This window comes from Mycobacterium sp. NGS57 (assembly GCF_059812405.1).
Map to the genome: position 1 here is coordinate 300,169 of NZ_JCALCP010000006.1, position 12,643 is coordinate 312,811.

A 12,643-nucleotide genomic window follows, 5' to 3' on the forward strand; every position below is an offset into this window, starting at 1 on the left:
GAGGCAACCCTAGCGGTCAGACCCTTTCGGAGCGGCGCACATCGAACGTCTCCCCGCACACCACCGCGTGCACCGGGCCGTCGAACTCGGCCTTGGCCTCGGTGATCACGTCCTCGCGCGAGGTCCACGGCGGGATGTGCGTCAGCAACAGCTCGTGCACGCCGGCCTGCGCGGCGACCCGGCCGGCGTCGGTGCCCGACAGGTGCAGCGCGGGCGGCCGATCCGGGGAGTGGGTCCAGGACGCCTCGCAGAGGAAAACATCGGCGCCGCGGGCGAGTTCGACGAGCTGATCGCACGGGCCGGTGTCGCCGCTGTAGACGAAGGATGCCCCGCTGGGATCGGTGATCCGCAGGCCGTACGACTCGGTGGGGTGTGCCACCACGCGCGGGGTCACCGCGAGCGCACCGAACGTCACCGGCTCGCCGTCGACCCAGTGCCGGATGTCGAAAATGTCGGAGCAGTCGTCGATCTCGCCGCCGTAGGGCGACGACGCGGCCCCCAGTCGCGACCAGGTGTCGCTGGGCCCGTACAACAACGCCTTGCCCAGCGGGCGCGACGGATGGTAGCGGCGCCACACGAACAAACCCGGCAGATCCAGGCAGTGGTCGGCGTGCAAATGGGACAACAGGATGTGCACCGCGCCGGGGTCGGCGTAGCGCTGCAGCGCGCCGAGCACGCCGCCACCGAAGTCGAGTACCAGAGGCGGGGTATCAGGCGCCCGAAGTAGATAACCCGATGCCGGCGAATCCGGACCGACCACGCTGCCCGAGCAGCCGAGCACGGTTATTCGCACGGACACCACTGTGCCATGCCCGATGCGGCGATGGAGAAAACATCGCAGCTTTTGTGTGATGAGAATCTCGCGCGTCACCGGGCGCGGGAGCGCTGCACGGGCTGCACGCCGGTGACCACAGGCCCCAGAAATCGCGCCGCCAGTCTGGTGAACGCGTCGGGGTCGCCGGTGGCCTCGAACACGCGCGACGGCGGCGCGGCACCCGGATCGTCGGGATGCGGGCGCAGCAGGTCGCGCTCGGTGAGCACGCGCAGCACTTCCTTGGCGGTTTCCTCGGCGCTCGACACCAGCGTGACGGTCTCGCCCATCGCCAGCTGGATCAGCCCGGACAGCAACGGGTAGTGCGTGCAGCCCAGCACCAGGGTGTCGACCTGCGCGCGCTGCAGCGGTTCGAGATAGCCCTCGGCCAGTCCGAGAACCTGCCGCCCGCTGGTCACGCCGCGCTCGACGAAGTCGACGAACCGCGGGCAGGCCACCGCGGTGATCTCGGTGTCGCGGGCGGCGGCGAACGCGTCCTGGTAGGCGTGCGAGGCGATGGTCGCGCGCGTGCCGATGACGCCGATGCGCCCGTTGCGGGTGGTGGCGACCGCGCGGCGCACGGCGGGCAGGATCACCTCGACGACGGGCACGTCGTAGCGCTCGCGGGCGTCGCGCAGGCAGGCCGCCGACGCCGTGTTGCACGCGATCACCAGCGCCTTGACGCCGCGGGCGACGAGGTCGTCGCCGATGGCCAGCGCGTGCGCGCGGACCTCGGGGATGGTCAGTGGACCGTAGGGGCCGTTGGCGGTGTCGCCGACGTAGACGATGTCCTCGTCGGGCAGCTGGTCGATGATCGCCCGCGCGACGGTCAGTCCCCCGACGCCGGAGTCGAAGATCCCGACGGGCGCGTGCGGTGAACTCATGTCGCGGGCCGTCGGGCTTTCTTCTTTGCGCGGGCCTTGCGCTCCGGACCGGACAGGACGTACGCCGCCAGGACGCCGGCCACCGCGCCGCACAGGTGCCCCTGCCAGGACACGCCCCCGCACTTGTCGAGGACGGGCACGGCGCTGACGAGGACGCCGCCGTAGGCGAACAACACCACCAAACCGGTGACGATGTCCCAGAACCGGCGCACGAATATCCCGAAGACCAGCAAAAACGTCAGCCACCCGAAGATCAGCCCCGACGCCCCGATGTGATCGGACTCGAAGCGGCAGGTGTCCCAGTTGCCGATCAGCCAGGTGCCGAAGCCGCCGACGATCCACACGATCGCGGTGGCCCAGACGAACCGGGACATGCCGGCCAGGGTCATCAGGAAGCCCAGCACCAGGGCGGGCACCGTGTTGGCGAACAGGTGCGTCCAGCTCCCGTGCAACAACGGCGCCCAGATGATCCCCCACAGCCCGTCGGCCTCCAGCGGCCGGATGCCGTTGCCGTCCAGGGAATGATTCATCAGCTGGTCGATCAGCTCGATGACGTACAACAACGCCACGAACGTGAGGATCGTGACCCCGCCGACCACCCAGTGCGGCCGCTTCTTCGACTCTGTCGTTGACGCGTTCATGCCTCGTTCAGGCTACCGGCACAGGCCCCTTTACCCCGCTCGAACGGGGCCGAACGCCCCGGGCAACACGTCGCGGTAGGCCGGTAGCCCGGCCACCGATTCGGCGGCGAACACCCCGACCAGCACCGCGCGGGCCAGGCAGTCGGCCGCGGCCGCGCCGATCTCGGTGACCAGCCCGGTCTCCGGCGAGAACCCGGCGGGCACCGGTTTCGATCCCACCGGCGGGGCCACCTCGACGGCCCCGGTGGCGAGCGCGAACACCGTGTCACCGTCCAGCGGCGTGTGCGCCGGGCGGATGGTGCGGGCCAGGCCGTCGTGGGCGGCGATCGCCACCCGCCGGCACGCGGCCGGGCCCAGGGCGGCGTCGGTGGCGACGACCGCGATCGTGGTGTTCAGCGGGTCGAGCGCCGACGGCAACTGCGCGAACGCGTCGATCTGCTCGGCCGGCGGCGCCGTGAGGCCGAACTCCGCGATCAGGTCTGCCATCCACGGCAGGCCGGTGGCCCGGTCGGCGACGTCGCCCGCGCAGTTCACGGCGACGAGGGCGCCGACGGTCGCCCCCGACGGCAACGTCACCGAGGAAGTGCCGAGGCCGCCCTTGAGCACCCCGGCGCGCGCGCCCGCCCCCGCGCCGACGGTGCCGACGGCGACCGCCTCACCCGCGGCCTCGCAGGCCGCCGCGCCGAACTCGGCCGTCGGGCGGCAGTCCCAGCCGCCGACCGGCAGGTCGAAGATCACCGCGCCCGGCACGATGGGCACCACGCCGCCCTCCATGCCCACCCCGCGCTCCCGGCCCTCCAGCCAGCGCATGACGCCGTCGGCGGCCGCCAGGCCGAAGGCGCTGCCGCCGGCCAGCACCACGGCGTCGACGAACCGCACGGTGTTGGCCGGGTCCAGCAGGTCCGTCTCCCGGGTGCCGGGCGCGCCACCACGGCAGTCGACGCCGCCGACGGTCCCCGGCGGGGTGAGCACGACGGTCACGCCGCTGGCCCATCCGGTGCCCAGCGCCGCGTCGGGGTCGAGTTTGTGACAGTGCCCAACGCGGATGCCGCCGACGTCGGTGATGGAGTTCATCTACCCAGGCTTCCTCATCAGCGCCAGGACCAGGTACTCCTGCAGGACGGTCAGCCATTGGTAGACGTCGAGGTGCACGGCCAGCGGATGGTCGGCCGGCAGGCGGTCCGGCCCCTGTGGGCCGATCTCGAGCATGACCCCCAGCGTCAAACGGATGTCGTTGACCGCTGCGACCCACGCGTTCGCTTCCTCCTCGGTCAGCTCGAAACGCCCGCCGTTAGCCGGAACGGTATCCAGAAGTCGTTGCGCCGCGGCGCGTTTGGCGTCGATGATCTCCGGCTCGCGCAGGCTGCGCAGCGCGGCGTTGAGGCCGTCCCCAGCCGCTTCGGGATCGTCTGACTTGTGGAAGTCCGGCAGCAGCCGGCGCAGCGTCGGGTCGCGCGGCGGCTCGGTGTTGCCGGTCTTGATGCCGGTGATCTCGTGGAGTTCGTCTGCCGGAGCGGACGATTCGCGCTCGTCGAGCAGGCCGATCATCGCGCCGACCAGGTTGTTGAGCAGCGCGGCCTCATGGGAGGCCAGGGCCGACCGAAAACGGGGACCGTTGGCGGTCTCGACGCGCTTCCATTTGCGCACAAGGAATCCCGAACGACCTCGGTCTCAGCGGTCCTGCTGCATCGTCGCCCACAAACCGGCGGCGTGCAGCTTGGACACGTCGACTTCCATGGATTCGCGGCTGCCCGCCGAGACCACGGCCTTGCCCTCGTTGTGCACCTGCAGCATCAGCTTGGTCGCGTGCGGCTCGCTGTAGCCGAACAATTTCTGGAAGACATACGTCACATACGTCATCAGGTTGACGGGGTCATCCCACACGATGGTGACCCACGGGCTGGCCGTGGCGTGCACGGTGGCGGACTCGTGTTGCCCGGTAGTGCCCGGTTTGGTGGGCGCTGACGCAACAACCATGGCCTTAAGAATACCGAGACTGCTGCCCGCCGTTACCGTTGGCAGCATGAACGAGCCGGTCCTGGCCGGGCTGCTGACCGACAAGTACGAGCTGACCATGCTGGCGGCGGCGCTGCGCGACGGCACCGCCGGCCGGCGCACGACGTTCGAGCTGTTCGCCCGCCACCTGCCCGACGGCCGCCGCTACGGCGTGGTCGCCGGGACCGGCCGGCTCCTTGAAACGTTGCCGCGGTTCAGATTCGACGACGAGGCGTGCGAATTGCTGTCGCGGTTCCTCGACCGCCGGGCCGTCGACTACCTGCGCGAGTTTCGGTTCGGCGGCGACATCGACGGCTACGCCGAGGGCGAGCTGTACTTCCCTGGCTCGCCGGTGCTTTCGGTGACGGGCAGCTTCGGCGAATGTGTCGTGATCGAAACCCTGGCGTTGTCCATCTTCAACCACGACACGGCGATCGCGTCGGCGGCGGCCCGCATGGTCAGCGCGGCGGGCGGCCGCCCGCTGATCGACATGGGGTCGCGCCGGACCCACGAACGGGCAGCGGTCGCCGCGGCCCGCGCCGCCTATATCGCCGGCTTCGCCGCGTCCTCCAACCTGGAGGCCCAGCGGCGCTACGGGATACCGGCCGAGGGCACCGCCGCGCACGCGTTCACCATGCTGCACACCCGCTCCGACGGGCCTGACGAGGTCGCGGCGTTTCGCGCCCAGGTCGACGCGCTGGGCGTCGACACCACGCTGCTGGTCGACACGTATGACGTCACCGCCGGCGTGGCCAACGCCGTGGCCGCCGCCGGCACCGGGCTGGGCGCGGTGCGCATCGACTCCGGCGAACTGGGGGTGCTCGCGCGTCAGGTGCGCGAACAACTCGACGGGCTGGGGGCCACGCGGACCCGCATCGTGGTGTCCGGCGACCTCGACGAGTTCGGCATCGCCGCGCTGCGCGCCGAGCCGGTGCACAGCTACGGCGTCGGCACGTCGCTGGTGACCGGCTCCGGCGCGCCGACCGCGCGCATGGTCTACAAGCTGGTCGAGGTGGACGGCCTGCCCGTGCAAAAGCGCAGCAGCCGCAAGGAATCTCAGGGCGGTCGCAAGGAGGCGTTGCGGCTGGCCCGCCCGACCGGCACGATCACCGAGGAGGTGGTCTACCCGGCCGGCCGCCCACCGGAGACCACCGAACCGCGCCGTGATCTGATGACGCCGCTGGTGCGCGGCGGCGAGGTGGTGTGCGGGGCGGACCTCTCGGCGGCGCGCGAGCTGGTGGCGTCCGGCCTGCGCAGCCTGCCGTGGGAGGGCCTGAACCTGTCGCACGGCGAGCCCGCGATCCCGACGACACAAATCCGGGCCTGACCGTGTCGGTGTCCGTGCCCGAATTGCTCGCCACCGCCGTGGCCGCGCTCGGCGGGGCGGAGCGCCCCGGTCAGGTGCAGATGGCCGACGCGGTCGAGCGGGCCTTCGACAGCAACGAACACCTCGTCGTGCAGGCAGGCACCGGTACCGGCAAGTCGCTGGCGTATCTGGTTCCCGCGATCGTTCACGCGCTCGGCGACGAGTCGCCGGTCGTGGTGTCGACGGCCACGATCGCGCTGCAGCGCCAGCTGGTGGATCGCGATCTGCCCCGGCTGGCCGACTCGCTGGCCGATGCGCTCCCGCGTCCGCCGCGCTTCGCGCTGCTGAAGGGGCGGCGAAATTACCTGTGCCTGAACAAGATCCATAACGGCGCGGCGTCCGACGATTCGGACGACCAGCGACCGCAGGAGGAGCTCTTCGACCCGGTCGCGGTCACCGCGCTGGGCCGCGACGTGCAACGGCTCACCGCCTGGGCGTCGACGACCGACTCCGGCGACCGCGACGACCTCAAGCCCGGAGTGCCGGACCGGTCGTGGTCGCAGGTGAGCGTGTCGGCGCGGGAATGCCTGGGCGTGGCGCGCTGCCCGTTCGGCTCGGAGTGCTTTTCCGAACGCGCGCGCGGGCTCGCCGGCGCGGCCGATGTCGTCGTCACCAACCACGCGCTGCTGGCCATCGACGCCGTCGCGGAATCGTCGGTGCTGCCCGAACACGCGCTGCTGGTGGTCGACGAGGCGCACGAGTTGGTGGACCGGGTGACGTCGGTGGCGACCGCGGAGCTGACGTCGGCCGCGCTCGGCGTCGTCGCGCGGCGGATCGCCCGGCTGGTGGGCCCCGAGCTGACCCAGCGCCTGGAGGCCACGACCGCCAACTTCGCCGCCGCCATCCACGACGCCCGGCCCGGCCGCATCGATCGCCTCGACGAGGAGCTGGCCACGTACCTGACCGCGCTGCGCGACGTGGCCAGCGCGGCACGGTCGGCGATCGACACCACCAGTGACGCCAAGGCGGCGTCGGCGCGTGCCGAAGCCGTTGCCGCGCTGAGCGAAATCTCCGAGACCGCGTCGCGGATCCTGGCGTCGTTCGCGCCCGCCATTCCCGATCGCACCGACGTGGTCTGGCTCGACCACGAGGACAACCGCGGTGCGGTGCGGCCGGTGTTGCGGGTGGCCCCACTGTCGGTCGCCCGCTTGCTGCGCGACGAGGTGTTCACGCGTTCGACGACGGTGTTGACCTCGGCGACCCTGACGATCGGCGGGTCCTTCGACGCGATGGCTGAGGCATGGGGCCTGGGCGGCTCCACCGAGGATCAGCCCTGGCGCGGGCTCGACGTCGGGTCGCCGTTCCAGCACGCCAAGGCCGGAATCCTTTACGTGGCAGCGCATCTGCCGCCGCCGGGCCGCGACGGCACCGGCTCGGCCGAGCAGCTGAGCGAGATCGCCGAGCTCGTCACCGCCGCCGGCGGGCGCACGCTGGGGCTGTTCTCGTCGATGCGCGCGGCCCGGGCCGCGGCCGAGGAAATGCGCGAGCGGCTGTCGACGCCGGTGCTGTGCCAGGGCGACGACAGCACCTCCGCGCTGGTCGAACAGTTCAGCGCCGACGAGGAGACCTCGCTCTTCGGCACGCTGTCGCTGTGGCAGGGCGTCGACGTGCCGGGGCCGTCGCTGTCGCTGGTGCTGATCGACCGCATCCCGTTCCCACGGCCCGACGACCCGCTGCTGGGCGCGCGGCAGCGCGCGGTGGCCGCGCGCGGCGGCAACGGCTTCATGGCCGTCGCCGCCAGCCACGCCGCGCTGCTGCTCGCGCAGGGGTCGGGCCGGCTGCTGCGCCGCGTCGACGACCGCGGCGTCGTCGCCGTGCTGGACTCCCGGATGGTCACGGCCCGCTACGGCGGCTACCTGCGCGCGTCGCTGCCGCCGTTCTGGGCTACCACCGACGGCGCACAGGTGCGCGCGGCGCTGCAGAGGCTGCGCGGCGCCTAGATCGATGGTGGCGACCCGCCGCGCCCGGCTTCGCCGCGCTTGCGATCGCCACGGGCGATCAAGCCAGCGTGACCAGGCCCAGCTCGTTGCCCGCCAGCATCGGGTGGCGCGGCAGCACCCGCACCGTGTACCCGACCGTGCCCGCCAGCGGTAGCGACATCGTCGTCGAGAAGACCTGGTTGCCGCCCTCGGCGGTACCGGTATACGACATCTCGACGGTGAGCGGTTCGAGCAGCGCATCGCCGGCGTCCACCCGGCCCACCACGGCCTGGACCGTGACCTCGTCGGGCGCCAGCCCGCCCAGTTGCACCGTCGCGGTCAGGGTCAGCTTCGAGCCCAGCACCGGGGTGTCCGGCAGGCCGGTGCTGTCGACGTCGGTGATGTCGATCTTGGGCCAGGCCCGCTCGGCGCGTCTGCGGTAGGCGGCCAGTTCGCGGGCCGCATCGAACTCACCCCCGCCATCGGGGGCCGTGACGGTGCTCCGCAGCGACTGCGCGGCCGGCGTGTAGTAGTCCTCGACGTAATCGCGCACCATCCGCGAGGCCAGCACCTTGGGCCCGAGCGTCTGCAGGGTGTGGCGGACCATCTCGATCCAGCGCGGGGGCACCCCGCGCTCGTCGCGCTCGTAGAACTTCGGCGCCACCGCCTCCTCGAGCAGGTCGTAGAGCTTGGCGGATTCCAGGTCGTCGCGGCGGTTCTCGTCGGCCAGTCCGTCGGCAGACGGTATCTCCCAACCGTTTTCGCCGTCGTACCATTCGTCCCACCAGCCGTCGCGGATGGACAGGTTCAGCCCCCCGTTGAGCGCGCTCTTCATCCCCGACGTGCCGCAGGCCTCCAGCGGGCGCAGGGGGTTGTTCAGCCAGACGTCGCAGCCCCAATACAGCAGCCGGGCCATGGACATGTCGTAGTCGGGCAGGAAAGCGATGCGGTGGCGCACCTCGGGGCGGTCGGCGAACCGGACCACCTGCTGGATCAGGGCCTTGCCCCCGTCGTCTGCCGGGTGCGACTTGCCGGCGACGATCAGCTGGATCGGCCTGTCCTCGTTGAGCAGAAGTTGTTGCAGCCGATCGGGATCGCGCAACATCAGCGTCAACCGCTTGTAGGTCGGCACCCGCCTGGCGAATCCGACGGTCAGCACGCTGGGGTCGAAAGCCGTTTCAATCCAACTTAATTCGGCGTCCGATGCGCCGCGTTCCCGCCAGGAGCGGCGCAACCGCAGCCGGACGTCCTCGACCAGCAGCGTGCGCAGTTGCGAACGGATCGACCACAGGTGGCCGGCGTCGACCTGCTGCAGGCGCAGCCACACGCCCGGGTCGCCGAACGAGTCCGACCCGGCCAACTCGTGGCCAAGCTGCAGCCACTGCGGCGCCGCCCAGGTGCGCGCGTGCACCCCGTTGGTGATCGAGCCGATCGGCACCTCCTCGGCGTCGAATCCCGGCCACAGCTCGTTGAACATGGCGCGGCTGACGCTGCCGTGCAGCAGCGAGACGCCGTTGGCCCGTTGCGCCAGGCGCAGGCCCATGTGGGCCATGTTGAACTTGGCCGGATCGTCCTCGGCGCCGAGGGCGAGGATCCGGTCGGTCGGCACGCCGGGCAGCAAGGCGGGCGCGCGCTTGGCATCCCGGTCGTTCTCGTCGTCGGGCGCGCCGTCGAAGTAACGCCGCACCATGTCGATCGGGAACCGGTCGATGCCCGCGGGCACCGGGGTGTGGGTGGTGAACACCGTGGCAGACCGCACGACGGTCAGCGCGGTGTCGAAGTCCAGCCCGGACTCCGTGATCAGCTCGCGGATGCGTTCGGCCCCGAGGAAACCCGCGTGCCCCTCGTTCATGTGCCACACCTCGGGCGCGGGCCGCCCTTCGATGGCGGTGAACGCGCGGATCGCGCGCACCCCGCCGATGCCCGCCAGCAGCTCCTGGCGCATCCGGTGTTCCTGGTCGCCGCCGTAGAGGCGGTCCGTGACGCCGCGCAGGTCGTGCTCGTTCTCGGGGACGTCGGAATCCAGCAGCAGCAGCGGCACCCGCCCCACCTGCGCGACCCAGATGCGGGCCCGCAGCTGCGCGGAGTCGGGCAGGTTCAGCTCGACCAGCGCCGGCTCACCCGTCGCATCGGTCAGCAGCCGCAGCGGCAGCCCCTGCGGATCCAGCGCGGGGTAGGTCTCGTGCTGCCAGCCGTCGGCGGTGAGCGACTGGCGGAAATACCCGGATCGGTAGTAAAGCCCCACCGCGATGAGCGGCACCCCCAGGTCCGACGCGGACTTCAAGTGGTCGCCCGCGAGGATGCCCAGGCCGCCCGAGTAGTTGGGCAGCACCTCGGCGACACCGAACTCCATCGAGAAGTACGCGATCGAGGCCGGCACCGGCACGCCGGCCTGCTGGTACCACAGCGGGCGGGTCAGATAGTCGTTGAGATCCGCCGCCAGTTCGTCGAGCCGGCGCAGGAATCCTTCGTCGAGGGCCAACTCGTCGAGCCGGGCGGGTTTCACCGCGCCCAGCAGCGCCACCGGATCGCGGCTGCAGCGCTCCCAGAGGGCGGGCTCGATCGTCTCGAACAGGTCCTGGGTCGGCGTGTCCCACGACCACCGCAGGTTGTTCGACAGCTGGTCGAGCGCGGCGAGGCGCTCGGGCAGATGAGCTCGGACGGTAAACCGGCGGAGGGCTTTCACGCGTCTCTACCTTAGGAGAGGATTCGCCCGCCCGCACGGCCGCTTTCGGGCAGCGGTGGTGTGTGACCGGACACTAGGGTGGGTATCGGTTAGTAATTGGGGCCCACCGATGCACCCCAGCCCTTGACGAGAGGCATTCCGCGACGGAGCGCACCGCGGTCTGGCCGCACAAGAGTCGAACACCGAGGGTGACGAGGCGGCCCGCGCAGCGGGCCGACGAGGAACCGGAGAATCGAATGGAGTGTTGTGCCCGGTCGCGTCGAGATCGATAACGTCCAGCCCGTCGTCTCCTGCGGCGCGTACCCGGCCAAGGCCGTGGTCGGCGAGATGGTGCCGGTCAGCGCCGCGGTATGGCGGGAAGGCCACGAGGCCGTCGCCGCGACGCTGGTCGTCCGCTACCAGGGCGCGCGCTATCCGCAGGTGACGGAATCCCGCCGGATCAAGGCCGCCGCGGCCCCCACCCGCCCCGCGCCCGCGCTGGACGGCAAAGCGGCCGAACCGCGCGCCAAGCCACTGCTGCTGCCCATGACCGAGGGGCTGGAACCCTACGTCTTCCACGGCGTGTTCACCCCCGACCGCGTCGGCCTGTGGACCTTTCGCGTCGAGGGGTGGGGCGACCCGATTCACTCCTGGCGGCATGGGTTGGTCGCCAAGCTCGACGCCGGCCAGGGCGAGAAGGAACTGGCCAACGACCTGTTGGTCGGGGCCGCGCTGTTCGAGCGCGCCGCGTCCAATGTGCCAAGGGCCCGGCGCGAACCGCTGCTGGCGGCCGCCGGGGCGCTGCGCACCCCCGGGGACCCGGTCACCCGCACCGCACTGGCGCTGGCACCCGGCGTCGAACAGATCTTGGCCGACTATCCACTGCGCGACCTGGTCACGCGCGGCGAACAGTTCGCGGTGTGGGTCGACCGGCCGTTGGCGCGCTTCGGCGCGTGGTATGAGATGTTCCCGCGTTCGACAGGCGGATGGGACGAGAACGGCAAGCCGGTGCACGGCACCTTCGCTACCGCTGCGGAGCAGCTGCCGCGGATCGCGGACATGGGGTTCGATGTGGTCTACCTGCCACCGATCCACCCGATCGGCAAGGTACACCGCAAGGGCCGCAACAACTCTCCCGCCGCCGCCCCTTCAGATGTGGGATCCCCGTGGGCGATCGGCAGCGACGAGGGCGGCCACGACGCCGTCCACCCGGACCTGGGCACCATCGAGGACTTCGACGACTTCGTCTCGGCCGCACGCGATCTGGGCATGGAGGTGGCGCTGGACCTGGCGCTGCAATGCGCGCCCGATCATCCGTGGGCCCGCGACCACCGGCAGTGGTTCACCGAGTTGCCCGACGGGACCATCGCCTACGCCGAGAACCCGCCGAAGAAATACCAGGACATCTACCCGATCAACTTCGACAACGACCCCGCCGGCCTCTACGACGAGGTGCTGCGGGTGGTACGGCACTGGATCGACCACGGAATCAAGTTCTTCCGGGTGGACAACCCCCACACCAAGCCGCCCGACTTCTGGGCCTGGCTGATCGGCCAGGTCAAGGACGCCGACCCCGACGTGCTGTTTTTGTCCGAGGCTTTCACGCCGCCGGCCCGCCAGTACGGCCTGGCCAAGCTGGGCTTCACCCAGTCCTACAGCTACTTCACCTGGCGGACCGCCAAGTGGGAGCTGACCGAATTCGGCAACGACATCGCCGCCCTCGCGGACTTTCGCCGGCCGAACCTCTTCGTCAACACCCCCGACATCCTGCACGCGGTGCTGCAGCACAACGGGCCGGGGATGTTCGCCGTCCGCGCGGCGCTGGCGGCGACGATGGGGCCGGCCTGGGGGGTCTACTCGGGCTACGAGCTCTTCGAGCACCGCGCGGTGCGCGAGGGCAGCGAGGAGTACCTGAACTCCGAGAAGTACGAATTGCGTCCCCGCGACTTCGCGGGCGCCCTCGCCGAGGGCCGGTCACTCGAGCCGTTCATCAAGCAGCTCAACACGATTCGCCGCCTGCATCCGGCGCTGCAACAACTGCGCACGATTCATTTCCACGGCGTGGACAACGATGCGCTGCTGGCCTACAGCAAGTTCGACCCCGCCACCGGCGACTGCGTGTTGGTGGTGGTCAGCCTCAACGCGTTCGGGCCCGAGGAGGCGACGCTGTGGTTGGACATGGAGGCATTGGGTATGGAGCCCTATGAACGGTTTTGGGTGCGCGACGAGATCACCGGTCAGGAATTCCAGTGGGGACAAGCCAATTACATCCGTCTCGACCCCGCGCAGGCCGTCGCGCACATCATCAACATGCCCCTCGTCCCGTACGAATCCCGGATCACGCTGCTGCGTAGGAGGTGAC

The 12,643-nt window shown here is 70.7% G+C and carries 10 protein-coding genes; 3 read left to right on the top strand and 7 right to left on the bottom strand.

Annotation, left to right across the window (positions count from 1 at the left end; all coding sequences use genetic code 11):
• Positions 1–16 precede the first annotated feature (16 nt).
• From AC5Y43_RS14020 to clpS, 6 genes are all read right to left on the bottom strand, one after another.
• Positions 17–799, bottom strand: a complete 783-nt coding sequence (locus AC5Y43_RS14020) for a cyclic nucleotide-degrading phosphodiesterase (RefSeq protein ID WP_499973304.1) — start codon at positions 797–799, stop codon at positions 17–19.
• Between the two features lie 68 nt (positions 800–867).
• Entirely contained in the window at positions 868–1,695 is an 828-nt protein-coding gene (gene murI / locus AC5Y43_RS14025; protein ID WP_499973306.1) for a glutamate racemase, read from the bottom strand.
• Positions 1,692–2,336: a rhomboid family intramembrane serine protease gene (locus tag AC5Y43_RS14030; protein ID WP_499973308.1), complete on the bottom strand. Its 645-nt coding sequence runs from the start codon at positions 2,334–2,336 to the stop codon at positions 1,692–1,694. The genes murI and AC5Y43_RS14030 overlap by 4 nt, the downstream gene beginning before the upstream one ends.
• A gap of 30 nt (positions 2,337–2,366) precedes the next feature.
• Complete coding sequence (locus AC5Y43_RS14035; RefSeq protein ID WP_499973309.1) at positions 2,367–3,410, bottom strand: P1 family peptidase; 1,044 nt, start codon at positions 3,408–3,410, stop codon at positions 2,367–2,369.
• Positions 3,411–3,983 carry an oxidative stress transcriptional regulator AosR gene (aosR, locus tag AC5Y43_RS14040; RefSeq protein WP_499973311.1) on the bottom strand — a complete coding sequence of 191 codons (573 nt, stop codon included), beginning with the start codon at positions 3,981–3,983 and terminating at the stop codon, positions 3,411–3,413. It lies immediately after the preceding gene.
• A gap of 24 nt (positions 3,984–4,007) precedes the next feature.
• The gene (clpS, locus tag AC5Y43_RS14045) at positions 4,008–4,313 is read right to left on the bottom strand and encodes an ATP-dependent Clp protease adapter ClpS (protein WP_499973312.1); all 306 of its coding nucleotides are present in this window, start codon (positions 4,311–4,313) and stop codon (positions 4,008–4,010) included.
• 46 nt (positions 4,314–4,359) lie between these two features.
• On the opposite strand from clpS, the gene AC5Y43_RS14050 reads away from it, so the two are divergent.
• Both AC5Y43_RS14050 and AC5Y43_RS14055 read left to right on the top strand, forming a co-directional pair.
• Complete coding sequence (locus tag AC5Y43_RS14050) at positions 4,360–5,658, top strand: nicotinate phosphoribosyltransferase (protein ID WP_499973313.1); 1,299 nt, start codon at positions 4,360–4,362, stop codon at positions 5,656–5,658.
• On the top strand, positions 5,655–7,637 hold the full coding sequence (locus AC5Y43_RS14055) for an ATP-dependent DNA helicase (protein ID WP_499973436.1): 1,983 nt from the start codon (positions 5,655–5,657) through the stop codon (positions 7,635–7,637). The genes AC5Y43_RS14050 and AC5Y43_RS14055 overlap by 4 nt, the downstream gene beginning before the upstream one ends.
• Before the next feature lie 58 nt (positions 7,638–7,695).
• Here the strand turns inward: AC5Y43_RS14055 and glgP are convergent, their stop codons facing one another.
• Entirely contained in the window at positions 7,696–10,302 is a 2,607-nt protein-coding gene (gene glgP / locus AC5Y43_RS14060; RefSeq protein WP_499973315.1) for an alpha-glucan family phosphorylase, read from the bottom strand.
• 246 nt (positions 10,303–10,548) lie between these two features.
• On the opposite strand from glgP, the gene AC5Y43_RS14065 reads away from it, so the two are divergent.
• The gene (locus AC5Y43_RS14065) at positions 10,549–12,642 is read left to right on the top strand and encodes an alpha-1,4-glucan--maltose-1-phosphate maltosyltransferase (protein WP_499973316.1); all 2,094 of its coding nucleotides are present in this window, start codon (positions 10,549–10,551) and stop codon (positions 12,640–12,642) included.
• Position 12,643 lies beyond the last annotated feature (1 nt).